The organism is Vibrio sp. E150_011, assembly GCF_053544015.1.
The window spans coordinates 91,383-117,328 of the sequence record NZ_JBHFOL010000011.1 but is presented as its reverse complement, the minus strand read 5'-3'; the positions used below and the strand labels follow the sequence as shown (position 1 = coordinate 117,328).

The window sequence follows — 25,946 nt, the reverse complement described above, 5'->3', positions numbered from 1 at the left end:
GGAGAAAAGATGCGAGTCGGTTCTACCGTGTTACTGCACAACCAGCAATGTGTGCAGTCCTATGATTGGAATACCTTGCGCCCGCTTGGTGGGTTGCAAGGTGTACTGGATTCTTTAGAAGAGTATCAGTGCGATGAAGTGGCTATCATTCGTCCAGTGAGAGACCATGATACATGGATGAAATTTGAAGAAGACATCAAAGTTTTACATTGTTTAAAAACCATGACTCCCATTAGCTTTGGTGGTGGTATTCGTACGGTTGAACATTTAGCACTTCTGAGTGATTTACCTATTGAACGCCTAGTGTTTTCTTCAGCGTTTTTATCGAAGAATAGCAAGCTACTCGAGACCGCCAAGGACCTCTTTGGTCATCAAGCAATTCAGTGTCTATTGCCTGTGCGGCAGCAACAAGAAGCCATACAAGTGTATTGCTCAGAAAGAGCAATATTTGTTTCTCAGGAAGATATCGACTTCGACTTTATTAAAGCGTATGCCAACGAAGTTATTGTATTGGACGTGACTAATGAAGGTCATGTAGATAAATTTAATTTTGAGTTGTTGAATCAGATACCAATTAGCAATCATAAGTTGATAGTGAGCGGTGGAATTGGACGTGAGTCGGTGAGAATTGCTGGAGAGCAAGGCCTAGCCTCTGTACTGATTGAGAATAAAGTCTTACATAAAGAATATTCAATTACGAGCTATAAACATGCTATCAAACTGTCCTAAATGCCATTACCCTGCTAATCATCCATTTGGTTTGGTTATCACTGAGCACGAATGCTCAGGTTGTTTAACGCACAAAGAAAAAAATCAAATCGATTGGAGTTTGAAAGCCGAGGAGCTTGAAGAAACCTTACGTGGATATAAAAAGCAGCACAATAAATACGATTGCATTGTTCCTGTAGTAGGTGACGCTGAAGATTACTTTACGCTTAGCAAAGTTCTTGAAGCTGGGCTTTCTCCGCTTGTCATATGCGTAAATGACTATTTTAAAAACGATATTGGTTGGTATAACCTGCACAACCTAATTACCCATTTTGATGTTGATTCATTTGTGTTTAACCCTGATATGAGGGTGTATAAAGATTTAGTAAGAACGTCACTGCGAAAGTTTGATCACATGATGCTGCCATTTTTGCAGCTTCACACATCATTTCCTATCCACGTAGCCTATGAAAGGAAAATCCCTTTAATCATTTGGGGCCAAAATCAAGCGGTGGAGCAAGTAGGTAAGTTCTCACATCATGATGCTGCAGAAATGAGTCGTTGGAGCCGTAGAGAGCATGACCTGTTTGACGTAGAAGCTAAATGTTTGATTGGTAATGGCGCGCAAGTTGATGAGCGCAGCTTAAACTACTACCGATACCCTAAAACAAGTGCTCTTTCTCGCCGAGGCGTTCGTGGACTGTATCTTAGTAACTATATGCGATGGGATCCCTTATCACAAAATAAAAGCTCTGTTGACTTTGGGTTTCACCCAGAGATAAATAGTTCATCATTTGATATCTATGAACGTTCAGGAAGCTCTGTTTATTATGGTTTGCATGATGTTTTAAAGTATAAAAGGGTTGGTTACCGAAAGATCTGTGATCATGTGGCCCGTGAGATTAGACATGGTAGACTCAACGATCAAGAAGGTATGCTAATTAATCAAGCTTATTCTGATAGACCTGTAAATATTAAACCTTTCTTTAAATGGCTGGGGGTTTCAAACTCTGGTTATGAATGGTTTAAAATGCACAAGCTGAAAGGTTTAGAGCATTTGATTGCAGACAGCCAAACAGAGCATATGAAGATAAACTTACCTAAAGCCATAACGAGTATGTTACTTGATGCTTATGAACCCAAGGAGCAACACATAATATTTGGGAAGGGGGTTCAGATATGAAAATTGATGTTTTAAACTTAGAGTGGAGTTCGGCTCCTTCAAGAGACAGAGAATCGGCGACATTAGTTTGTAATTTTTTAAGGCTTAAAGGACTGAGTGTTCACGAAGGTGCCATATTTAATGGGTTCCACTTAATAGATACTTTAAAACCAGACTTAGTATTTATTACTAACTCTATAGGCGCAACCATTAATCGAGATATTGTTAGATATGCTAAATCTAAGAGGATTCATTGCATAACGGCATCTTCTGAAGGGAATTTTAAAGAGGAGTCTATTAATCAGTTCTTATGGGGTCATAATACGGAGCAGGTTCTTTACGAGGATTTAACTTTCTTGTGGAACAAAAATGCATTGGATTATAGCTTAGCTGCTTTTCCTCAATTGAAAGGTCGCGTCTCAATTTGTGGTGGAATTGGTTTTGATAGATATAAGTTAGAAGAGACAACACCCTTAAAGCAAAGTAAATGTTTGCAAGTTTTGCTTAGCTGTTGGAATTTTGACTTCTTAAATCCATCATCTCCTGCATTTGAAAAGTTTAATGGCAAGGATCTTACAAGTGAAAATGTCAGTTTTTTTAAAGCAGATTTGATAAAGTTCAATTCAGTTCTAAAAGAAACGATAATCAATTTACCCAATATTGAATTTGTACTTAAAATGCATCCAGGGTGTCAAGGCGGATTGTATTATTCCGGCATTGAAGGATGCCAGCACTATCCCAATGTTAAAATAATACAAAACGAAGTTGGTATATCTGAGTTGATTGCACAATCTGATTTGGTGCTCTCTTACGAATCGACAACAGCATTAGAAGCCTGGCTATGTAAAAAACCGACAGCTTTAATAAATCCATCAGGTGTTGACTTTGTTATGAGAGAAGGCTTTCACCTTGGACAACCAAACTTTCCAACATCTAGCTTACTATGTGAGGCCATAAAAGGTTTGAGTGAATCAGGGGAATTGGTATTATTTGACAAGTTTGAAAATACAAGAAATAAGCTAATAGATGAAATTATCGGTTGGCAGGATGGTTTTAATCATGTTCGTATTGCAAATGCAATTTTGAAGCAAATTAAAATGCCAAAAACCAAAGTTAAAATATCTAGAAATAAAGTTTCATTCATGGCAAGTATTTGTGCTCTGAAAATTAAATGGCATATCTACCCTAAGATTCAACAACTATTCCCGAAACTATTACCTGAATATAAAAGAAGGACTGAGTGGAATCAATCACAGCTAGAGTCTTTTGCAAAAATCAGGCTTAAACAGCAAGAAAAATATTACACCAAAAAAGGCTATAGCCTAGATGAATTATCTAAAGTAAACGCCTCAGAAGAAGTTATAAATGACATCAGATAAGCCAATTCACAAAGGTGGGCATTTAAATAAATACTTAACAAACACCCCGTGGTATTTATTAAGTAGTTTGATGACTAAAGGAATGGGCTTTTTCCTTTTGCCTCTCTTTACTCATTACCTTTCAGCAGAAGAGTATGGAACTCTATCGACGTTAGAGTCATTCGGAAGAGTTATACCAATATTTTTGTCATTATATCTAGATGCTGCTTTTAGTCGTTACTATTACCAAGAAAGAGAATTATCAGAGAAGAAGGTTACAACACTATTTAGTACTCACTTTTGGTTTTTACTTCCTTGGGGCGTAGGTATTTGTATTATATCTATTGTCATGTCACCATTTTTAATATCTGATATAATAAGTGTTTCGATATTACCAATCATTGTCCTTGTTTTTACCCAGCTTCTAAATCAGTTGGCAATTATGGTTACTATGATATGGACTGCTAACTTATTAGCTAAAAAACTAGCAGTCTTACAAATGACCATGTCATTTTTAGCATTGTTGCTAACAGTATATTTTCTTGTCGTTGAGGGTGATGGTTGGGAATCTAGGATTTATTCTCTTGGCATTGTGGCTCTAATTCAAGTTGTTTTCCTTATTTACATTGCCTGTCGAAATTCTTGGTTGAAGTTAGAGTTCGATTATGTTGTCTTAAAAAGAAGCTTACGTTTTTCAGTCCCTTTAATACCCAATATAGCCGCCGGCTGGATAACAATGTTTTCGGATAGAATTATTCTGGCTCATTTTGATAGAATAGAAGAAGTCGGACTGTACTCAATTGCTGCTCAGATTGCTACATTAATGTATATCATAAATGATGCTATGACTAAAATACAAGGCTCTGTCGCAATGTCTGGGTTAACAACAGACCATGAACGTGCAAAGAGGAAAATAGCTCAGTTTATTCTGGCGTATTTTTCATTAATGTCATTAGCATATTTTTTCTTGATATCTTTCAGTAAAGAGCTTTTGCACTTCTTTACTGACCCTGGATTTCATGGTGCATTATTCATTATCCCTATAATATCTTTAGTATATCTTTTTAGTGGTTTTTATCGGGTTTTTTCTATTGTTATCTCTTATCATAATGCTACTTGGGTCATTAGTGCTGCTGCTTTTGTTCAAGCGATAGTCAACATTATACTGAATTTTTTGTTTATCCCTATCTTTGGAATGTATGGTGCGGCGGTTAGTTCAGTAACTAGTCTTATTTTTTATACATTATTTATTTTCTATTTCTCACAGAAAATTGATTATATAGAAGTGAATTATGGTGAGCTTTCTAAGATATTTTGTCTCCTAATATTATTCTCTTTATTAGGAGTTTGGTTAAATTATAACTACGACGTTGGAATTATTGTTTTTGTATTGAAGTTGATCTTGTTTATTCTTATGTTAATAATGATATTGTGTTTAAAATCTAACGAACAGTTTCGATGTAAGGTTAATGATTACTTCTGCCGACTAAGAAGGAAATGTTGAAAATTGACTCTATATTTATAGTTTTTAGAGGGCCATGAAGTAGACTTTATGAAGTTACCAATACACCGCACGTTGTTGTGCTGTAACTGCTTTTGGCTGAAATAAGTATACGATGGATTTCTAATTACTGGAGAATAGAGAGTCTATTGTAAGCTAAATCGAATTTTCAAGTTTGGATGAGAAAATGAGAACTTTATATTACGTGACAAGAACATACACAGACAGTACTTTTTCAGGTGGCGCCATCATAAGAGAAGCTTCCGTTGAACTTCTTAAAAGAAGTGGTTTAGATGTAGTCGTCGTGACTGTAGCGCGTTCTAAACAGGAAGAAGTATTTCAGCCTAACTTTGTAGCACTATCCCACAATGGACAGTTACAAAAATTAAGGCTTATAAAGCAAAGAATTGGGGTTATTGATGACTACCTTCAATCTTGGTCAGAAAACGTAGTTTCATTTCTTTCAAAAAAAGTAACCGAAAAGGATATTATTTTTTGTGCAACCGGAGGCGATCTTGCTTCACTTATGGTTGGTCATGCACTTAAAATCCAATGTCAAGCAAAGTTCGTGGCGAATTTCCATGATCCAGTCTCATATACTTATTACCATAATAACAGGTTGGATAAATATACTCATATCAGCCGAGAACGTATTTTCAATAAGGTGATTTCTAATGCAGATCTTATTGTCACAAGCTGTAATAGTTATAAGTCGTATTTAGAATCCAAGCTGAAAATTAGGGTCATAAATAGTCATTTTGGTTACATACTACCCAGTGAAAGTACATGTGACTTCTCTAATAGGAAGCCAACTAAGATATTTCAAACATTCTACGGTGGTGTTTTAGGGAAATATCAAGGAGCGCGTATGGTTGAGGGGTTTTTTAATGGTTATGAAGGTGCGTCTTTAGACGTTTACGGGCATTCTGGTTCTAATCTGTCAAATAGCAAAAGTGTACACGTCTATGAATCTATGCCTCGAGAACAGTTTTTGAAAAAAACAGTAGGTCAATATGATTGTGGAGTAGTATCTTTAGCTTACGATTATTTTGGTGCATGTGTACCATCAAAAGTGTACGAATATATAAATATGGCGATGCCAATAATTGGTTTTTTACCAAAAGGAGAAGCTCGAGATATTATTAATGACAACAACTTTGGTTATGCTGCATTACCGAATGCCAACAGAGATTTGTCAAAGAAAATGGATATGTGGCTTAATGATCAAGACCAATTAAATGAAATCAATAGCTCATTATTGAAATCTAGACACAAATGGTCAATGGAACAACTTATTCTTCCTCTTATCAATGAAATGAATAGTATATAAATGGGTCTCGTTATAATTATGGATGTAATCAATGGTTAGAATTGCGCATGTTAGTATTGTTTTTAACTTTGACAATATGACTGGAGTTATTGAAAAGATTCATGATATGGCTTCAAGTGTCAATGATTGTGATTTTTATATATTTAATTTTAATAAAGAAACAGATTGTGGAAATATTAAGTATAGATTGATAAAGTCATCTAACATTATGAGTAAAGTGTTTAAATATTCATGTATCTTAAAGGAGGTTGACTTTTTAAAATACCCTCTTGTGGTTTTGAGATATGTTGGGTCTGACTCCTCTCTTCTTAAGCTTGTCGAGACTTATCCTCAAAAAATAGTATTAGAGCATCATACTAAGGAAACAGAAGAGTTAAGAAATCGTAATCTTCCATTTTTATTTAAATACGGGCAAATTTTCAACGAATATTGGTTTCTTAAGAAAACTTCGGATTATGTTCTCGGCATAGTCGGTGTTACTGACGATATATTGAGCTATCAACGGCAACGACATTATCCTAAGACTGTTTCGGAGCATTTATTGCCAAATGGAGTTAACCACAACCGATTTTCTCCTTTATTGAATAATTTGAAAAACTCGGAATTTAAGCTTGTTGTCGTTGCTGGTATCTATGCAGATTGGCATGCGCTTGACCGATTATTAACATCATTAAAAGCCTATTCGGGAACTCGTCACATTGTTCTTGATGTTATCGGCCAAGCTGATTCGTACACCAAGCTTATCCAGAGTATTGATAACCCTTATATTAGAATAAATTATCATGGTCGTATTTCCAGAAGTGAAATGGAAAATATAATTTCACAAGCTTCGGCAGCAATCGATAGTCTTGGCTTACATCGTATTGGATTTTCAAACTCATCGACACTGAAATCTCGAGATTATGTGCTTAACTGTATGCCTATGATTAGATCATGCCCGGATACATCTTTAAATTCTATCAACGAATACATTTACTACGCTGGTCACGATGACAGTAATGTTGATTTTTGTGATGTTATACGTTGGTATGATAACTTAGACTTCGATCATATTGACGATAAGTATCGAACTATCGTTTTTAATGTCCTCTCATGGAGAGTGGTATTTAAAAACCTTAGAAGTCATTTTCTATCTGATTAAGTCGAGTGAATCAGTATTATCATATAATTTAACCTTACAGACGCCGGAATTAAAATTTAATGAAAATAGCTCACATTCAACTATTACCACTGCTAACTGGTGTACAGCGAGTTACTTTAGAAGAGGTTAAGCGACTTCCTACTGCTGAGTTTGAATCCTACATTATCTGTAAAGAGGCTGGTGCCTTGACTGAGGAGGCAAAAAAACTAGGTGTGAATAGTTTATATGTTCCTAGTTTGGTAAGAGAAATTAATCCACTTAAGGATGTAAAAGCTTTTTTCGAGCTTTTTAAGCTATTCCGTAAGCATAAGTTCGATATTGTCCATACTCACTCTTCTAAAACAGGTATTTTGGGACGTGTGGCTGCAAAATTGGCAGGTGTCCCTCTTATTATTCACACGGTACATGGTTTTTCATTTCCTGTTGCGAAAGGTCCAATATCAAAAATGATTTATTACGCCATGGAAGTTGTTGGCGGATATTGTTCCGATGTAATTATATGTTTGCATGAAGATGATAAGAATATTGCATCAGTAAAGCTTGGTGTGCCGTCGACTAAGCTTAAAGTTATTCCTAATGGTGTTGATATGAAACACTTTTGTCCAAGCGTATCGCTGAACATTTCGAGACAAAAGATGGTAGTCGGTATGGTTGGCCGTCTCTGGTCCCAAAAAGATCCTGTGACTTTCGTTAAGGCGGCGTTGATTATTTTGGAATCACGTAGTGACGTTGAGTTTCACCTAGTTGGTGGAGGAGAGCTCGAAAAACCTATTCGTGAATTGATAGCCCATTACGGCGCAGAGGACCAAATAAAACTACTTGGCTGGAAAACAAACGTCAATGAAGTCCTTAATGTATTTGATGTATTTGTACTTCCATCCTTATGGGAAGGGATGCCTCTAGCGATTCTAGAGGCTCAGTCAAGTCAACTACCTTGTGTTGTTAGTGATATTCCCGGAAATCGACATTTGGTGACTGATGGCGTGGATGGATTGTTGTTTTCGAAGCAAGACCCTGTTGATCTGGCTGGCAAACTTAACCAACTGTTAGATGATAAAAGCTTGATAGAACGTATGGGGCGTCTTGCTAGAGAGAAAGTACAAAGGAACTTCGACATAAATAATCGAGTGCGTATTGTTTCTGAGTTATATAAAAGTGAGTTGTTGTGAGTGCCCTTAGTAAATTCCAGCTGCTATTTTGCGCTTCCTATCCAAGCGTTGATAAAGGGTTGCTATCTTGTAATTGACAATAATACATGTAGTAAATACTATGTGTGTTATTTTTTTGAGATTGTACTTAATGAATGAACGTGAAGTTTTAGAATATTACAAAAAGGTTTTTAGTAACGGCTCTGATCGTCACAACCAGATGCAAAAGCTTTTTCCTGATACTCTCGCTGATAAAGGCAATATATTGGATTATGGTTGCGGGTGGGGTGGTATTAGTGATTTGTTTGTAAAGAAGTACAATGCGAACGTTGATGCGGTAGATATTAGTAAAGAAGATTTAGAGTTAGCCAAGAACATATTTCATTCAGATAATATTAATTTCATTCATTTAGAAAACTTTGACTTTCCTATTAAGAAATATGATTTAATATTTAGTTCTCAAGTTATTGAACATGTACACAATCCTGGTAATTATTTGAATAATATATCTAATATGTTAAAGGATGATAGCTATCTTTTGATTGGTCTGCCTAATGGTTGTAATGTTAATATTTTTCTAAACCAGGTGTTTATGACTAAGTCCCGACTAATTAAACATTCCCAAAAAATGTTAGCTCATTATGATAAAGCACACGATCATATTAACATGTGGGATATGGGGCACTTTACGACACTTGTTGCATCATGCGGTTTTGAAGTGGTAGATTATTTGCCTACCGAAGGTACTCCTGTTTTTAATCAATTGTTAAAGATTCCTTTTATAGGTAAATACTTATACAGAATCCCATTTCTTAAGACGAATATGTCTTATACAATGTTCTTTTTGCTTAAGAAGAAAAGAGATGTATTTATTAGTAATAATGCTTAATTCTACTGATATTTATTTGTAATGTTTATGCTCATTAGCTTTCGATTTATGAGCTGCTTCTGGTGTGAACTATTGCTTAAAATGTAAATTAGACTCAAGAGTAACTAGGTTAAGGCATACGTTGTGTACTTCGATACTAGTTGGTGAAGAAAATGAAATTTAATTCGATACACCATCGGCAGACATATTATCTTGAGCAACAATAGATGGATAATTCAACGACTCTGTGTGGCTTCGATAAATTACGATTTACAGTTTTAGGTGATATTTGGCATGGATGCTCTGAGTTAAAATCTTTGGGGAACTTGGCTTCAATTCTTCAAGAGTCGGTTGTTGTGACAAAGCAGGGTTATTACATAAGCCCGAAAGAACCAAAACGTTGCGCGACGAGGTTCCACCCTCATTGAGGTGTGCTCATGATTTTATCATACTCTTACAACTAGGAGCATCAGCAGCGTTAATCTTTGGTGCTGGTGCTGGTGCTGGTGCTTTGTTTGTCTAACTTATTTAAAGCGACAAAGTACAGGACAAAGCAAGCGATGAACAATACAAACATAACAAACTCAGGAACTCTTAGCCACTCACCAGCAATGCCTATACTGGCAAAAATGCTGGCACAAAGGCATATATACATTAATGTCTGAGTTGACGAATATCCATGTCGTTGAAATATATGATGCAAGTGTTCACGGTCAGGCTTGAAAGGTGAGTTTCCCCTTTTTGTTCGCCTAATCATTACCGTTGTCATGTCCATTAATGGGATGGCGATAAGCCACAATGCAGTCACGGGTTGCATGAATGTGTTTGGCTCGCTTTGACTTGCCGCGAGCAGCAACCAAACAACCGAAAACCCTATCATCATGCTTCCAGCATCACCCATAAAGATTTTCCGCTTTCTTTCAAAAACACCTAAATTGAGCGCCACATAAGGGATTAATGCTGCAATGAATACAAGAGACAGATCTGCAAACCCGTTTTGTCCATCCGCATACATTAAAATAGCCAAACCCGAGAAAGTAACAATGGATAATCCACCAAGAAGTCCATCAATACCATCGACCATATTAAATGCATTGATAGCACCGATTACGGCAAAAACAGTGACAGTTACCCCTAGAAAAGAGCCAAGATCTACATCCCCAAATGAAAGTAAGTCACCTAATGTTCTAAGTTGAAGATCTGAGAAATAAATCATACAAAGCGCTAAGCTAGCTTGTATCAGTAGGCGTAGTTTGAAACTAACGTCATATTTATCATCGAAGGCCCCAAGAACTACAAGAGCGCCAAGCAGTATTAGCAATAAATATCCGTTAGGTATGAGGTCTGGTTTAAAATATAAATATTGCGATACTGCAAAGTATATTGCTATACCACCGACAAGAGGGATTTTTCCTGAGTGCTGTTTTCGCGCGGTGCTGATGTCGACGAGACCGACTTTTCGTGCCCACTTTCGGAGGACAAATAAGGCAGTTAGCGATACAAAGCTAACGTAGAGTAAGTCAATCAGCATCTTGTTCTTCTAAATAAATCAAACTGCGTACATATTACACATGAATTGATATTGATTAAAGCTTGTTTGGTTGCGAGGATGAGTCGCAATCTATAGAATTTCGAAATCGGACTAAAATTAGAGAATTCAAATGAAAATTGCGGTAGCAGGAACGGGTTATGTCGGCCTATCAAATGCGATGCTTCTGTCTCAAAACCATGAGGTAGTTGCGGTCGACATCAATGAAGAAAAAGTGGCCATGCTTTGTGACGGGCAATCGCCTATTGTAGACACAGAAATTGAAGCGTTTCTTAAGCGAGATGATCTGGATTTTACCGCCACATTGGATAAGCAACTAGCGTATACCAACGCGGATTATGTCATTGTCGCGACACCCACCGATTACGATCCGCAAACCAACTACTTCAACACTAACTCTGTGGAAGCCGTCATTAAAGATGTGCTTGCTGTTAATTCAAGTGCCGTCATTGTGATTAAATCAACGGTGCCGGTTGGCTATACCGTTCGCGTGCGTGAAGAGTTGGGCTCTGAAAACATTTTTTTCTCACCAGAGTTTTTGCGTGAAGGCAGCGCGCTGTTTGATAACCTAAACCCTTCTCGTATCATTATTGGCGAACGCAGTGAGCGAGCAAAGGTGTTTGCAGACTTGCTTGTTGAAGGCGCACAAAAAGAAAATATCGATGTATTGTTTACCGATTCAACCGAAGCCGAAGCGGTGAAGCTGTTTTCAAATACTTACCTTGCGATGCGTGTGGCGTACTTTAACGAGCTGGATTCTTACGCTGAAGCGGCGGGCTTGGATACGCGTCAAATTATCGAAGGTGTTGCGTTAGACCCTCGTATTGGTGGTCACTATTGCAACCCATCGTTTGGTTATGGTGGTTATTGTCTTCCAAAAGACACTAAGCAATTGTTGGCAAACTACCAAGAAGTGCCAAACAATATTATTGGTGCCATCGTAGACGCTAACCGTACTCGTAAGGATTTTGTCGCTGAATCGATCATGAAACGCAACCCGAAAGTCGTTGGTGTCTACCGCTTAATTATGAAGTCAGGCTCTGATAACTTCCGAGCGTCCAGTATTCAAGGCATCATGAAGCGCCTAAAAGCGAAAGGCATTGAAGTGATTGTTTATGAGCCTGTGCTAGAAGAAGAGCATTTCTTCCACTCACGTGTGATTCGCGATGTAGATGCCTTTAAACAGGAAGCGGATGTGATTATCTCAAACCGTATGCTTCCTGAGCTTGAAGATGTTGCTGAGAAAGTTTACACGCGTGACTTATTCGGTAACGATTAGCCGTCTCAGTGTCGGCTGATATAAAAAACGAGAGCAATATGCTCTCGTTTTTTTTGATATCAATTTTACGCTAGTTTATATCCGCTATCCGTATTATTGCGTTGTTCGTCATCCCTGCGCAGGAATGACGAATTAAAGCTAGTGGCAACTCAAAGCAAGCAACGAATCAAAGCCGTTACAACCGGAAGAGGAGAGCGATAAATTTGTTCGTAATAATTAGCGCTGTCAGTTAGTGGTTTACTCTTCCACGTCTTTTTCGTCTATCTCTAAATTCACATCAAGCGGTTCTTGAGACAGGATAATACCCGTGTTATCGGCATACACATAATCTTCGGGTAGGAAGGTGACCCCGCCAAAGTTGACCGGCACATCCACTTCGCCAATTTCGCTCTGTGCTGCTCCGACAGGTATAGAAGCCAAGGCTTGGATGCCAATATTCATTTCTTCTAGTTCATCCACCTCACGTACGCAGCCGTACACGATGATGCCTTCCCATTCATTATCTTCAGCCAGCGCCGCAATTTCTGCATCAATGAGTGCTTTACGCAGCGAACCACCACCATCGATGAGTAGAATTCGACCCATGCCATCTTGCTCGAGAATGTCTCTAATGACGCCATTGTCCTCAAAACATTTCACTGAGGTTACTTGGCCAGCAAAGGAGGCGCGCCCGCCAAAGTTGCTGAACATCGGCTCGACCACGTCGACTTGGTCTAGGTAGATATCACATAGTGCTGAAGTACTGTATTCCATGGCGATTCTTCTGTTCAGTTAGCAAAGGTATGTTTCGAGTATATCGGTTGACTAAGTCAATGCAATGACAAGGCTCAATTAAGTCATCAGAGTTTGAGCTATAACCACCCCAGAAAACAAGATATTAGTAACGAGTGAGCACTTCACGACTATCGGCATCATTGGTGCAATTTGTGCCGCTGCGGTGGTATGCCATACGGCAGAGGCGTGACGCCATATTACGATCAAGCTTAAAACAAATGGCAAGCTCAGCCAAAGTGGGGCGGACTGAGCGGCGAGGTAAATGGCAAAACAAGCTACGGCGGTAACCAGTAGCAGGGTGTGATAGGTTTTGGCTCGCTGTGCTCCCAACCGAACGACGACCGTGCGTTTACCGCAGGCACTGTCGTTATCAATGTCTCGCATGTTGTTGACGTTGAGTACGGCCACGGCTAGTAAGCCACATCCTATTGCTGGTAATGCTAACAGTGAGTCGATGTGCCCAGTATGCAGAAAGTAGGTACCTGAAACACCTAATAAGCCAAAAAAGATGAACACAGAGATGTCCCCTAGGCCGACATAGCCATAAGGTTTTTTACCGACGGTGTAGGCAATCGCAGCAACGATGGCGAGCACGCCAAGCCCAATAAAGGCAAGGATGTTCTGTAGTGAGTCTAACGCGTGGAAGATCAATCCTAACCCTGCCAGTACCGTCAGGATAATATTAAAACCGATCGCTTTTTTCATTTCAGCTTGCGACACCTCACCTGACTGAATCGCGCGCATTGGACCTAGGCGGTTGTCATTGTCTGTGCCTTTTATCGCATCACCATAGTCGTTCGCTAAGTTTGATAAGATTTGCAGCAACGTAGCCGTGATGAGCGCGAGCAACGCGACACTCCATGACATCGCCCCTTTTGAAAAGGCGAGCGCACTCCCTGTGACAATAGAGACAAGTGCCAGCGGCAAGGTTTTCGGTCTGGCGGCATCAAGCCAGATGCGGATGGAATGATTCATGAGCGACTTATAGATTAACAGTTTGACTTAGTATAGGGGAAAAACCCTCGCACCTAAATACGCATAAAAGCTAAGGTTATAAGTATGAAAATAGTATGGTTTTAACAGTGACGTGAAGTGCCCCGAGATTTTGCGATTTGAATGTGGTTAGCATGGTGTTGAGTCAACGATGTCAGTGAAATAAGAGAATAAAAATGACTATAAAACCATGCGTGTACATTACAACGTCAAAAGCACACAGCGTAATTTATATTGGTGTCACATCCAATTTGCCACAACGAATCTGGAAGCACAAACAGGGAATCACCGGCGGTTTTGTTAAAAAATACAACGTGAATCTGTTGGTCCATTATGAGCTCTTTGAGAATATGGAAGAGGCGATTTCTAGAGAAAAACAGCTAAAAAACTGGGAGAGAGCCTGGAAGAACCAACTCGTAACCAGCAATAACCCTGATTGGAGGGATTTGAGTCAGAACTTGGAGTGATGGTGTTGTGAGGCTTAAGCAGTCTCACATATCATAGTTCATAGTTCATAGTTCATAGTTCATAGTTCATAGTTCATAGTTCATAGTCCATGGTTACATCTCCCATCCACCGTCATCTCCTTTTTCAAGGAGATGACGGTGGATGGGAGATGGCGGCGGGGTATAGGGGTATATCGCCTCCTTCCTCCGTCATCTTCACGAAAGTGAAGATCTTCTTCCACAAGTGACTCGCTCAATTGATCGCCATTATAAACGCGCATTAAAAAATGCGATGAGTGCAGAGTTCACTGTAGGGGAGTTATTCGCGGTGGAAGATCTCCTTTTTCAAGGAGATGACGGTGGATGGGAGATGGCGGCGGGGTATAAGGGTATATCGCTTCCTCCCACCGTCATCTTCACGAAAGTGAAGATCTTCTTCCACAAGTAACTCGCTCAATTGATCGCCATTATAAACGCGCATTAAAAAATGCGATGAGTGCAGAGTTCACTGTAGGGGAGTTACTCGCGACAGAAGATCGCCACCCACCGCCATCTTCACGAAAGTGAAGATCTTCTTCCACAAGTGACTCGCTCAATTGGTCGCAATTATAAACGCGTATGAAAACGTGCGATGAGTGCAGAGTTCACTGTAGAGGAGTTGCTCGCGGCAGAATATCCCCTCCTTCCCACCGTCATCTTCACGAAAGTGAAGATCTTCTTCCACAAATGACTCGCTTAATTGGTCGCCATTATAAACGCGCATGAAAACGTGCGATGAGTGTGGTGTTCACGGCAGGTGAGTTACTCGCGGTGGAAGATCTCCTTTTTCAAGGAGATGACGGTGGATGGGAAATGACAGAAAGAGGAGGTGGTGGCAAATCTACGGTATCGCAATCATTGCCATAAAAAAACGGCCCTTATTAGGGCCGTTTTTCTTTTACTGGGTATCCGCTAACTAAAGAATAAAGCGACTTAGGTCTTCGTCGTCAATAAACTCACCGAGTTTAGAGTTCACGTACCCAGAATCAATCACTAGGTTCGAGCCTGCTTTTTCTGTGGCGTCGAACGAAATCTCGTCCATCAGGCGCTCCATCACGGTGTGCAGACGGCGAGCGCCGATGTTTTCGGTGCTCTCATTCACTTTCCAAGCGGCATCAGCAATCTGTTGAATGCCGTCTTCAGTGAATGAAATATCCACGTTTTCGGTTTTCATGAGTGCGATGTATTGCTCGGTGAGTGAGGCCTTAGGCTCGGTTAGGATGCGTTTGAAGTCGTGGCTACTCAATGCTTCGAGTTCGACTCGGATTGGTAGGCGGCCTTGCAGTTCTGGAATGAGATCCGATGGCTTAGCAACCTGGAATGCACCAGAGGTGATAAACAGGATGTGGTCGGTTTTTACCATGCCGTGTTTAGTTGACACCGTGCTGCCCTCAATCAACGGCAACAGATCACGCTGAACGCCTTCTCTTGAAACGTCAGGGCCAGAGGCTTCGCCACGCTTACAGATTTTGTCGATCTCATCAATGAACACAATACCGTTGTTTTCAACGTTATAGATAGACTGCTCTTTAAGCTCTTCTTGGTTGACGAGTTTCGCGGCTTCTTCTTCCGTCAGTGTTTTAAAGGCATCTTTGATCTTTAGTTTGCGTTTTTTAGTGGTATCACCGCCTAGGTTTTGGAACATGCCTTGTAACTGGTTGGTCATTTCTTCCATACCAGGAGGCGCCATGATCTCAACGCCCATTTGTGAAGCAGCAACATCGATCTCAATCTCTTTATCATCGAGCTTGCCTTCACGCAGCTTTTTACGGAAGGTTTGGCGAGTATTTGATGAGGTGTCATCTTTTTGCTCGTTTTGCCCCCAAGCGTCGCGCGCTGGTGGTAATAAGGCATCTAGAATACGTTCTTCGGCTTGTTCTTCAGCGCGGAAGGTGACTTTCTCCATCGCTTGCTGATGCGTCATCTTAATCGCGACATCGGTGAGATCGCGGATGATGGTCTCGACTTCTTTGCCTACGTAACCCACTTCGGTGAATTTGGTGGCTTCTACCTTAATGAAAGGTGCGTTTGCAAGCTTGGCTAAGCGGCGGGCAATTTCAGTTTTACCGACACCCGTTGGGCCAATCATCAGAATATTTTTCGGGGAGACTTCTGCGCGCAGGCTTTCTTCAAGCTGCATACGACGCCAGCGGTTACGCAGCGCAATTGCGACAGAGCGTTTAGCATTATCTTGGCCAATGATATGGCGGTTCAGTTCATGAACTATTTCACGAGGGGTCATTTCAGACATAATTAATCCTTACAAATTTTGGGCACTATTTTTGTTTTTATGACGATTATTTTTCGTCGCTTTCTAGTTCTTCAATAGTGTGGTGGTGGTTGGTAAATACACAGATGTCGCCAGCGATTTTTAGCGATTTCTCTGCAATCTCACGAGCATCAAGATCGGTGTTTTCAAGCAGCGCCATCGCGGATGCTTGCGCGAAGTTACCGCCTGAACCAATCGCAATAAGGTCATGTTCTGGCTGAACCACGTCACCGTTACCGGTAATGATTAGAGACGCCGTTTCATCAGCAACGGCAAGTAGGGCTTCTAATTTACGCAGTGCACGGTCGCTACGCCAGTCTTTAGCAAGCTCAACCGCTGCCTTAGTAAGATGCCCCTGGTGCATTTGCAATTTGCTTTCAAAACGCTCGAACAGCGTGAAAGCGTCGGCGGTGCTGCCAGCAAAACCAGCAATGACCTTGTCGTTGTAGAGACGGCGAACTTTACGAGCATTGCCTTTCATTACAGTGTTGCCAAGGGATACTTGTCCATCTCCGGCAATCACGACTTTGTTATTTCGACGTACAGATACAATAGTAGTCACGGCGTATGCCTCATAAGTTTTATTGGAATTGGATATCTATTTGAAATGCTGATTTCATTTCGACTATGAAATGGATATGCGGACGAAAGAAAAGGATTTCAAGGGATAGAGTGGGTGAGCGGAGTAAATCACTATAAAAGTTGTGCTTTTTTGCACCGTTCAATCCAGCATGTTGTTATTCCAGTCTAGGTGAGCATGCGTTTCTATGTCGCGTGCGCCTCAATAAAAAACAGCCCTTTGGTTTTCACCAAAGGGCTGACTTCAATATACCAACACGTCAACACATCACGTTATTGCGTATCTTTCCAAATCGCACAAGGCTCGATCTTGGCGCGTTGCAGTTTATGCTTATCACGCTCCGCTTCTCGCTTCAGCTTGTATGGCCCTAAAACCACGCGATACCAGCTGCTGTTTTCTGTTTTCCTAACGGTGCTTGATAGGCCTTGGAAGGCGATATCCAGCTTCCGAGCTTCGGCTTGTGCCATATTTTTGTAGGCGCCACACTGCATCACGTAAGGAATGGCGGAGACGACTTGTTCCTTCGCCTTCACTTCTACCTCTCGTTTTGGCAGGCTTTCAACGTAGTCCCACTTTTCCTCTGGAGGAGGAGGAATCGCTTTCGTCGCCTTAGGTTTCGGCTTACTGACCGCTTTGGCGGGTGGGGTTGGCTTCGCGGGCTCTGGGTCTTGGCTTAACGAATACAAGCCATAACCAAATGCACACAGCAAAATAATGGCAAGCAGACCGCTACGCCATGGTTTTTTACCCGAAGGTTTCTTTTTGGTTGGACGACGGGCAGTGCTCGCGCCTCTGCCTCGTTTCACATAATCTCGGTTTGCCACTGATGACACTTCTAATGTTGAAGTAAATAACTGACCTCATGGTAAATACCACAAGGTCAACTTGCAAGTCAGCAAACGGTTGACTAGATGATTCTTGGAGGCGCCGCACTGTCGCGTATCACAAGTTCGGTATCCAATAAGCGGGAACCGGCTCGAACATCAACACCTTGCAGTACCTCCAACATGGTGTACATCGCTTGGCGGCCAATTTCATAACGGGGTTGTGAAATGGTGGTCAGCGGGGGATCGCAATATTGGGCGAATTGAATATCATCAAAACCAACAAATGAAAGATCTTGTGGAACACGCAGCCCCAGCTTTTTCGCTTCTTGCATTGCACCAATCGCCATAATGTCGTTATGACAGAAAATAGCGGTCGGTGGCTCTGCCAGTGACAGCAGAGTGCGCACAGATTTTGCGCCTGCCTCAAAGGTAAAGTCGCCTTTGACGGTGTAAGCCGGGTTCATTGCGACGCCAGCACGACGCAGTGCTTGCTGATAACCTTGGTGCCGAAAACGACATAAGAAAGCCGTATCTGGGCCCGCAATCTGAGCAATACGTTTATGACCGAGCTGAGAGAGGTAATTCACCGCTTCAAACGCAGAGGTGAGGTTATCAATGTGAACGGTAGGCAGTTCAAGCTCGGGAGCAAACTCACAGGCCATGACAATTGGCGGGAGGTTCTTTTGCTCAGGCTTGCTGATATCAAACGGTAGATCCGTTCCCAATAGCAGCATTCCATCCGCTTGCTTAGTAAATACTAAGTTGACGAAAGAATGTTCGCGTTTTTTAGATTGCCCACTGTCACCCAGTAGAACCAAGTACCCATGCTCCATCGCCGCGTCTTCAATTCCTCGGATGATCTCGGAAAAGTACGGGTCACAGATATCAGGCACGATAGTGACAATGGTTTTTGATTCGTTACGACGCAGGTTTCGAGCTAGGGAGTTCGGTGAATATCCAGCTTCTAATACCGCGTCTTCTACTCGTTTTCTAGTGCTTGATGAAACCTTTTCTGGGTTCATCAGTGCGCGTGAAACTGTAGCGGTAGAAACCCCTGCAAGCTGGGCAACATCCTTCATTGTCGCCATACAATAGTGTCCTCTTCTTTTTTCCTATTCAATGAAATACCTATTCTGCTTTATAAAAGCGACACGTGGAGTCGTTCCGTGTGTTCACTTCAGTTTGTATCCGTTTTATGTTTTTTGTTATGCATTCTTACTGACTGTTTAATCACTACAGTGCAAATGGCTGGGATAAGAAAAGCGAATGAATGGGTCTTGATAATCATGACGCATTAATAGATTTTATTCATTTCTAAACAAAAAGTTACGGTCTAATTAACAGAAATTACATCGCATATGTGAAGTGTATCACAACTAAAACTTGTTATAATTCTAAAAGTAATCGTTTGCGATGACCCAATTGGGATCTGACGAAGAACGTAATCAGATTGGGTTAAATGCTCTAATCCAACATCAATTACCAGCTAATTAAGCGCTTATGGTTAACTTAGGTCTTGTGGCTCGATGTCCATTGACCAACGAACTTTTTTCGCCAGCGGCAGCTGCGCAATGACAGGTTTGGCACTCGAAATGATTCTTTGCATCACACTGCGTGACGGCACTTGCAAAATAAGCTGCCAACGCGCTTTACCGGCACGCTTCGCAATTGGTGCAGGGGTTGGGCCTAGGATAAGGCAGCTGTTATCAAACAACGGGTGCGCCTCAATAGAGTAGCGAACCTGACGTAAGAAGGTTTCAACATCGGCGGGGTTATTTGCTTCACTTCGAATCAAGGTAAGGAAGCTAAACGGCGGCAGCTGTGCTTGTTTTCTCTCTTGCAAGACGGTGTCGGCAAAGTGTCGATAGTCTTTATTAAGCAATGATTGCAGTAATGGATGATCCGGATGATGTGTCTGCAGTAATACCTCGCCAGGCTTGCTCGCTCGTCCTGCTCGCCCTGCCACTTGGATAAACAACTGTGCCAGGCGCTCAGAAGCGCGGAAATCGCTGCTGTACAACGAACCATCAACGTCCAGTAACGCCACTAGCGTTACGTTGGGGAAGTGATGACCCTTGGCCAGCATTTGCGTGCCAATGAGGATTTGGTATTCGTTTTTCTTGATCGAATCTAAAGCGGCTTCAAGGCTGCCCTTTCGACGTGTGCTGTCTCTATCGATTCGGATGGTTTTGTATTCGGGAAACAACTGACCAAGCTGAGATTCTAACTGCTCAGTACCGACACCGACGGTCACCAGTTGGTGCGAACCACAGCCTTGGCACTGATGGATGATAGGGTGTTGCGAGCCACAGTGATGGCAACGGATCTCATTGCTCGCCTGATGATAGGTGTAGTAAGCGTCGCAGCGCTTGCACTCAGCGATCCAGCCACATTCGTGACACATCAGAGCAGGGCTGAACCCACGACGGTTAAGAAACAACATCACCTGATTGCCCGCGTCGAGGTGTCGGCGCAGTTCTGCGATGAGCGGCGCGGATAAGCCGCTGTCTAGATACTGGCCCTTAACGTCGATGACCTTATTGGTCGTTGGGACGGCAAGGCCCGCTCTCTGGCTCAGAACAAGGTGATGATACTTACCACTTAATGCGTTTTGTAACGTCTCTAAGGCCGGAGTGGCCGACCCTAAAATAATCGGGATTTTTTCTTTGTTTGCTCGCATGACGGCGACGTCGCGAGCGTGGTAGCGCAGGCTATCTTGTTGTTTATAAGAGGTGTCGTGTTCCTCATCAACAATAATAATGCCGAGATCAGCAAAGGGGGTCAGTAACGCTGATCGCGTGCCTATTACAATACCCGCCACCTTGTCTCTAGCACTTAGCCAGGCATTTAATCGCTCGGTATCATTAAGCCCTGAGTGGATGACCTCAACTGGTACGTTGAAACGCTTACGGAATCGGTTGATGGTTTGCGGCGTCAGTCCAATCTCAGGCACTAATACCAGAGCTTGTCGCCCTTGCTCCAGTACAGGCTTGATCATGTTGAGGTACACCTCAGTTTTCCCTGAGCCAGTGACCCCTTCTAATAGGTAGCAAGCAAATTCAGTCTGGCTGTTGACCGAAGCAATCGCGATGGCTTGCTCCTCGTTGAGTCTGAGATCTTTTGGGGTATTGGTGAAGTCCGCTGGCCACTGCATGTTTGGGGCCTGCTTTTCATAAGAGGATACCCAGCCTTTTTCATCGAGGGCTTTGAGAAGGGTTCCGCTGATGTCGTTGTCGAGCAGTTCTTGGTGTGAACAAGGGCCATTTTCTAAATAATGCATGGCCTTTGCTTGTTTCACCGCGCGACCAAATCCTTGCACTAACTGGTTCTTTCCCGACTCGGTGAGCTGCCATTCGACCGTGGTGGCGAACTCAGCAGGCTTGCCTTTTCGTAACGCGGCAGGCAAAGCATTGTGCAGCGTATCGCCCAGTGGGTGTTGATAGTACTGGCTACACCAGACGATTAAGTCGTACAGCGCTGGGGACCAGATCGGGCGAGTATCGAGCGCGGCTTTAATCGGCTTCAGCTGGTCAATGGGAAAATCTGATTGGTGACTAAACTGAGTCACAATACCGACTAAGGTTTGGCGTCCAAACGGCACAGAGACTCGACCGCCAACTACGGGAAACAAGTGGGCAGGTACGATGTAGTCGAACTGTTTATCTAGTGGCACTGGCAGTGCAACACGAGCAACGTTTGGGCGCATAGTAAGGTCGATATTGATAAAATAGACGCCTATTCTACCTAGCTATGTTGTGTTCGATAAACAGTTAATTAGAGAAAGTGAATCAACCCACCTAAAGGTGGTGAAAAAAGTGGCAATTTTATTTGATTCTATCTCGACTATTCATTACTATACTGCGCCTTGATGGTATGGCTTCTATTCGTCATATTTGAAGAAATCGTGTGGTTGATAGCGTTTGCTTATCACATCGCCGTCACTTCAATGATGTTGAATTTTGGAAGCGGTAACACAGGTATTTTATTAACTACGTGTGGTGTCCGGCATAGACTCGGATGGCGACACGGCCTAAATTTGAGGTTTCCCATGAAAGCTGGCATCCACCCAGAATACAAAGCTGTAACAGCAACTTGTTCTTGCGGCAATACATTTGAGTTCAACTCTACTCTAGCGAAAGATTCAATTCACCTAGACGTATGTGACAAATGTCACCCATTCTACACTGGTAAGCAACGTATCGTTGATACTGGTGGTCGTGTTGATCGCTTCAACAAGCGTTTCGGCGCTCTATCTAGCAAGTAATTATTTTACTTCCTTAGATGTAAAAAGGACGCCTCGGCGTCCTTTTTTGTTTCTGGCGTTTTATATTTTATTCAACCAGCGGCTAAAATGAGTCCCGAGCTTGAATTGTGTTGAGCAGTACCAACTAACCCATACCATCAGTGTGGAGTATGGTTGATTCCAACGCCACACGGTCGGTGGTGTGTGTATTGTGACGGTTTTTGGATCGTTATATTCTTCTCGGTGGCTATTTTTATAAACACTCGACTTACCTTTTCCTAAACTCTTGGCTTACCTATAAAGGCTTAAGCTCATTCGAATCGTGACACCATCCATTCAAAATCTTGATTAACTAGCGTAGTATATTCGCCTAAAGTTGCGACGTACGACAATAGCGTATGCGCACTTTGTGTACCCCTTATGGAGGAAATCAAACCATTCCGAAGCGGGTTATACTAAAAATAACAATAATCACTCAGTCTTTCATACTCGAATAAGCAGGATCGCATACCATGTCCGATGATCATCAAATCGACGAATTCCGCCAACAGGCCCTCGATTACCATGCCCACCCAACCCCAGGCAAAATTGAAATCGCGTTAACCAAACCCGCTGATTCAGCCAAAGATCTTGCACTCGCTTACAGCCCTGGCGTAGCCGAGCCTGTTCGAGAGATCGCGCAAAATGCTGATAATGTTTATAAATATACAGCGAAAGGCAATATGGTTGCGGTCATCTCAAATGGTACAGCAATCCTAGGACTTGGTAATCTTGGCCCACTGGCATCCAAACCCGTTATGGAAGGTAAGGCGCTACTCTTTAAGCGGTTTGCTGGTTTGGACTCCATTGATATCGAAGTCAAACACCGCACGATTGACGAGTTTGTTGATACGGTTGCGAATATTTCTGACACGTTTGGTGGTATCAACCTAGAAGACATCAAGGCTCCGGATTGTTTTGAGATTGAGCGTCGCTTGATTGAGCGTTGTGATGTTCCGGTATTCCATGATGACCAACATGGTACGGCAATTGTCACGGCGGCGGGTATGTTGAATGCGATTGAGCTGCAAGGCAAAGAATTAAGTGAAGCGACCATTGTTTGTTTGGGTGCGGGCGCTGCGGCGACGGCCTGTATGGAGCTGTTGATTAAATGTGGTGCGATGCGTGAAAAAATCTACATGTTGGATCGCAAAGGCGTCATTCATACGCGTCGTGAAGGCTTGAATGAATACAAGCAGATGTTTGCCAACAATACCGATAAACGTACCCTTGAAGATGTCATCGAAGGCGCGGATTTATTCTTAGGGGTGTCTGGTCCAGATTTACTTCCTGCTGAAGCGTTGAAGCTCATGGCAGAGAAACCAGTCGTGTTTGCGTGTTCAAATCCTGATCCAGAGATTAAGCCAGAATTGGCGCATCAGGTTCGTGATGATTTGATCATGGGGACCGGTCGCTCAGATTATCCGAATCAGGTAAATAACGTACTGTGTTTCCCGTTCATCTTCCGCGGTGCATTGGACGTACGTGCCAGTGAGATTAACGATGAAATGAAGCTTGCGGCGGTTGAGGCAATACGTCAAATTGCTAAAGAACCCGTACCTCAAGAGGTGCTTGATGCGGCGGGTGTTAAGGCGTTGTCATTTAGTAAGGATTACATTATTCCTAAACCGATGGACCCACGCTTGCTACCACGCGTTGCAAAAGCGGTTGCAGTAGCAGCAGTCGAATCGGGCGTCGCACGAATTGAAATGCCTGAGAACTACATGGCTTAGAAAGTCATGATTGAATAGAAATTTGGGGCTTTAGGGATAAAACGTGCCTGGTGCCTTGAATTTGCTTTGAAAAAACGCTGGCCTTGATGGTCAGCGTTTTTTTATTGTTTGACCCAGGACCCAGGACCCAGGACCCAGGACCCAGGACCCAGGACCCAGGACCCAGCCTCTAAATCCTACTTTTTATTCTTCATCGAACGCTTCAAACTCAATACCCATCGCCGTCATCATGGCTTTCACTTCGGTTGGGATATCATCTGGGCGGTCTTTTCTTAAGTCTTCATCGGTCGGGAGCGGCTGACCAGTATAGGCGTGCAGAAATGCTTCACACAACAATTCGCTGTTAGTTGCATGGCGTAGGTTATTGATTTGGCGACGAGTTCTCTCGTCGGTCAATACCTTTAGCACTTTTAACGGAATGGATACCGTGATCTTTTTAACCTGCTCACTTTTTTTGCCGTGCTCCGCGTAAGGGCTAATGTATTCGCCATTCCAATCTGCCATTGCACACCTTCGTCTATTGATCGTAAATTTGTTTTATAGGAAAGCCGCAATTTTAGCGGCATTTACTGCCATAAGCAAAGACATATAGACGTCTAGAAGTGTTGACGTCTCACAAAATGGACAGTAAAGTGGGGTTTCGTTGAGCGGACGGTTAATTTTTCCAAAGATGGGTGCTTTTACTTGTCCGTTCAAGCATGATTAATCACACTATTTATCACCCAACCTTCTCGAGAGGTTGTGGTTAGCCTTCACCTTGCGCGTGTTAATAAAGGATGTTTCTATGAGCAATCGGAAGCCGGCGACAATCGCGGTTCGTATGGGTATCGAATCAGATACTCAGCACCACGCTGTCGTACCACCTATTTACCTTTCTACCAATTATGGCTTTCCCGCTTTCGGCGACGTGCCAAAATATGATTATACCCGTTCTGGTAACCCCAATCGTGGATTACTTGAACAGGCCTTATTTGAATTGGAGTCCGGTAAAGGTGCTGTGGTGACCAACTGTGGAACCTCTGCATTGAACCTTTGGGCATCGGCTTTTTTAGGCCCTGATGATTTGATCATCGCGCCACACGATTGCTACGGTGGCTCTTATCGCTTATTTAATACTCGCGCACAAAAAGGTGATTTTAAGGTTCAGTTTGTTGACCAAAGTGATGACGCGGCGTTAAGTGCTGCCATCGCAAAAAAACCAAAGTTGATTTTGTTAGAAACCCCGTCTAACCCGTTGGTACGCGTTGTGGACATTGCGAATGTCTGCGAAAAAGCAAAGCAGGTTGGCGCGCTGGTGGCGGTCGATAATACCTTTTTGACACCGGTGTACCAAAAGCCTTTAGACCTCGGTGCGGACTTTGTTATTCACTCCACGACGAAGTACATCAACGGCCACTCGGACGTTATTGGTGGCGTGGTGATAACCAAAACAGAAGCGCATGCAGAAGAGCTGGCGTGGTGGGGTAACTGTATTGGCGCAACAGGCACACCGTTTGATAGCTACATGACGTTGCGTGGTATCCGTACACTCAGTGCGCGTATGCGTGTCCATGAAGAAAGCTCACAAATTATTCTCAATTATTTGAAGGGCGAATCATTGGTTAAGGTCATCTATCATCCGAGTCTACCTGAGCATCCAGGTCATGAGATTGCCAAAAAGCAACAGTCGGGCTTTGGGTCTATGCTGAGCTTTGAGTTCGCTGGTAGCTTTGAACAGTTGAAATATTTTGTTGGCAAACTGAATCTCTTCTCGTTGGCAGAGTCCTTAGGTGGGGTAGAGAGCTTGATCTGCCACCCAGCATCGATGACTCACCGCGCGATGGGCGAGGCTGCGCTGGCTGAAGCGGGCGTCTCTCAACAGCTATTGCGCTTATCGGTAGGCTTAGAAGACGCAGAAGACCTAATTGAAGATCTACAACAAGCTTTTGATAAAGCACGAACGTTTGAAGGGTAAGCACG

At 42.5% G+C, this 25,946-nt stretch carries 23 protein-coding genes; 14 read left to right on the top strand and 9 right to left on the bottom strand.

Annotated features, from left to right (window positions below; translation table 11 throughout):
* Window positions 1–9: 9 nt before the first annotated feature.
* The 8 genes from ACE1OE_RS16580 to ACE1OE_RS16545 all read left to right on the top strand — a co-directional run bounded on the left by ACE1OE_RS16580 (window position 10) and on the right by ACE1OE_RS16545 (window position 9,237).
* The gene (locus ACE1OE_RS16580) at window positions 10–729 is read left to right on the top strand and encodes a HisA/HisF-related TIM barrel protein (RefSeq protein WP_449211683.1); all 720 of its coding nucleotides are present in this window, start codon (window positions 10–12) and stop codon (window positions 727–729) included.
* Window positions 710–1,891 carry an N-acetyl sugar amidotransferase gene (locus tag ACE1OE_RS16575; RefSeq protein WP_449211682.1) on the top strand — a complete coding sequence of 394 codons (1,182 nt, stop codon included), beginning with the start codon at window positions 710–712 and terminating at the stop codon, window positions 1,889–1,891. Before ACE1OE_RS16580 ends, ACE1OE_RS16575 begins: the two co-directional genes overlap by 20 nt.
* Window positions 1,888–3,249, top strand: coding sequence for a BFO_1060 family glycosyltransferase (locus ACE1OE_RS16570; protein WP_449211681.1), 1,362 nt, complete (start codon window positions 1,888–1,890; stop codon window positions 3,247–3,249). The genes ACE1OE_RS16575 and ACE1OE_RS16570 overlap by 4 nt, the downstream gene beginning before the upstream one ends.
* Complete coding sequence (locus ACE1OE_RS16565) at window positions 3,236–4,732, top strand: oligosaccharide flippase family protein (protein ID WP_449211680.1); 1,497 nt, start codon at window positions 3,236–3,238, stop codon at window positions 4,730–4,732. The genes ACE1OE_RS16570 and ACE1OE_RS16565 overlap by 14 nt, the downstream gene beginning before the upstream one ends.
* A 184-nt stretch (window positions 4,733–4,916) precedes the next feature.
* A complete protein-coding gene (locus ACE1OE_RS16560; protein ID WP_449211679.1) occupies window positions 4,917–6,059 on the top strand; it encodes a hypothetical protein in 1,143 nt (380 codons plus the stop codon).
* 31 nt (window positions 6,060–6,090) lie between these two features.
* Window positions 6,091–7,200, top strand: coding sequence for a hypothetical protein (locus ACE1OE_RS16555; RefSeq protein ID WP_449211678.1), 1,110 nt, complete (start codon window positions 6,091–6,093; stop codon window positions 7,198–7,200).
* A gap of 59 nt (window positions 7,201–7,259) precedes the next feature.
* Window positions 7,260–8,369 (top strand): glycosyltransferase family 4 protein, encoded by a 1,110-nt coding sequence (locus tag ACE1OE_RS16550; protein ID WP_449211677.1) that lies wholly within the window; start codon window positions 7,260–7,262, stop codon window positions 8,367–8,369.
* Between the two features lie 130 nt (window positions 8,370–8,499).
* The gene (locus ACE1OE_RS16545; protein WP_449211676.1) at window positions 8,500–9,237 is read left to right on the top strand and encodes a class I SAM-dependent methyltransferase; all 738 of its coding nucleotides are present in this window, start codon (window positions 8,500–8,502) and stop codon (window positions 9,235–9,237) included.
* Between the two features lie 457 nt (window positions 9,238–9,694).
* Here the strand turns inward: ACE1OE_RS16545 and wecA are convergent, their stop codons facing one another.
* Window positions 9,695–10,747 (bottom strand): UDP-N-acetylglucosamine--undecaprenyl-phosphate N-acetylglucosaminephosphotransferase, encoded by a 1,053-nt coding sequence (gene wecA, locus ACE1OE_RS16540; RefSeq protein ID WP_449211675.1) that lies wholly within the window; start codon window positions 10,745–10,747, stop codon window positions 9,695–9,697.
* 130 nt (window positions 10,748–10,877) lie between these two features.
* Between wecA and ACE1OE_RS16535 the strand changes: the two genes are divergently transcribed.
* Window positions 10,878–12,044 carry a nucleotide sugar dehydrogenase gene (locus ACE1OE_RS16535; RefSeq protein WP_449211674.1) on the top strand — a complete coding sequence of 389 codons (1,167 nt, stop codon included), beginning with the start codon at window positions 10,878–10,880 and terminating at the stop codon, window positions 12,042–12,044.
* Window positions 12,045–12,281: 237 nt separating this feature from the next.
* Here ACE1OE_RS16535 and rraA read toward each other — a convergent pair whose 3' ends face one another.
* Window positions 12,282–12,797 carry a ribonuclease E activity regulator RraA gene (gene rraA / locus ACE1OE_RS16530; protein WP_102467766.1) on the bottom strand — a complete coding sequence of 172 codons (516 nt, stop codon included), beginning with the start codon at window positions 12,795–12,797 and terminating at the stop codon, window positions 12,282–12,284.
* A 78-nt stretch (window positions 12,798–12,875) separates the two neighbouring features.
* Complete coding sequence (locus ACE1OE_RS16525) at window positions 12,876–13,793, bottom strand: 1,4-dihydroxy-2-naphthoate polyprenyltransferase (protein WP_449211673.1); 918 nt, start codon at window positions 13,791–13,793, stop codon at window positions 12,876–12,878.
* Between the two features lie 194 nt (window positions 13,794–13,987).
* On the opposite strand from ACE1OE_RS16525, the gene ACE1OE_RS16520 reads away from it, so the two are divergent.
* Window positions 13,988–14,278 (top strand): GIY-YIG nuclease family protein, encoded by a 291-nt coding sequence (locus ACE1OE_RS16520; RefSeq protein WP_102467768.1) that lies wholly within the window; start codon window positions 13,988–13,990, stop codon window positions 14,276–14,278.
* Between the two features lie 753 nt (window positions 14,279–15,031).
* A complete protein-coding gene (locus ACE1OE_RS16515; RefSeq protein WP_449211672.1) occupies window positions 15,032–15,163 on the top strand; it encodes a hypothetical protein in 132 nt (43 codons plus the stop codon).
* A gap of 49 nt (window positions 15,164–15,212) precedes the next feature.
* On the opposite strand, the gene hslU is transcribed toward ACE1OE_RS16515, so the two are convergent.
* The 5 genes from hslU to priA form a co-directional block, all read right to left on the bottom strand.
* Window positions 15,213–16,547, bottom strand: a complete 1,335-nt coding sequence (gene hslU, locus ACE1OE_RS16510; RefSeq protein WP_102532525.1) for an HslU--HslV peptidase ATPase subunit — start codon at window positions 16,545–16,547, stop codon at window positions 15,213–15,215.
* 46 nt (window positions 16,548–16,593) lie between these two features.
* Window positions 16,594–17,127 (bottom strand): ATP-dependent protease subunit HslV, encoded by a 534-nt coding sequence (gene hslV, locus ACE1OE_RS16505; protein ID WP_102469694.1) that lies wholly within the window; start codon window positions 17,125–17,127, stop codon window positions 16,594–16,596.
* Between the two features lie 290 nt (window positions 17,128–17,417).
* Complete coding sequence (locus ACE1OE_RS16500; protein ID WP_449211671.1) at window positions 17,418–17,969, bottom strand: SPOR domain-containing protein; 552 nt, start codon at window positions 17,967–17,969, stop codon at window positions 17,418–17,420.
* Window positions 17,970–18,052: 83 nt separating this feature from the next.
* Entirely contained in the window at window positions 18,053–19,060 is a 1,008-nt protein-coding gene (gene cytR / locus ACE1OE_RS16495) for a DNA-binding transcriptional regulator CytR (RefSeq protein WP_102532526.1), read from the bottom strand.
* Window positions 19,061–19,476: 416 nt separating this feature from the next.
* A complete protein-coding gene (gene priA / locus ACE1OE_RS16490; protein WP_102469697.1) occupies window positions 19,477–21,678 on the bottom strand; it encodes a primosomal protein N' in 2,202 nt (733 codons plus the stop codon).
* Between the two features lie 342 nt (window positions 21,679–22,020).
* Here priA and rpmE point away from each other — a divergent pair, with 342 nt between their 5' ends.
* Both rpmE and ACE1OE_RS16480 read left to right on the top strand, forming a co-directional pair.
* Window positions 22,021–22,236: a 50S ribosomal protein L31 gene (rpmE, locus tag ACE1OE_RS16485; RefSeq protein WP_102469698.1), complete on the top strand. Its 216-nt coding sequence runs from the start codon at window positions 22,021–22,023 to the stop codon at window positions 22,234–22,236.
* A 491-nt stretch (window positions 22,237–22,727) separates the two neighbouring features.
* On the top strand, window positions 22,728–23,987 hold the full coding sequence (locus tag ACE1OE_RS16480; RefSeq protein WP_449211670.1) for a malic enzyme-like NAD(P)-binding protein: 1,260 nt from the start codon (window positions 22,728–22,730) through the stop codon (window positions 23,985–23,987).
* Window positions 23,988–24,170: 183 nt separating this feature from the next.
* On the opposite strand, the gene metJ is transcribed toward ACE1OE_RS16480, so the two are convergent.
* Window positions 24,171–24,491, bottom strand: a complete 321-nt coding sequence (metJ, locus tag ACE1OE_RS16475) for a met regulon transcriptional regulator MetJ (RefSeq protein ID WP_102469700.1) — start codon at window positions 24,489–24,491, stop codon at window positions 24,171–24,173.
* 280 nt (window positions 24,492–24,771) lie between these two features.
* Here metJ and ACE1OE_RS16470 point away from each other — a divergent pair, with 280 nt between their 5' ends.
* Entirely contained in the window at window positions 24,772–25,941 is a 1,170-nt protein-coding gene (locus ACE1OE_RS16470; protein WP_449211669.1) for an O-succinylhomoserine (thiol)-lyase, read from the top strand.
* The last annotated feature ends 5 nt before the right edge of the window (window positions 25,942–25,946 follow it).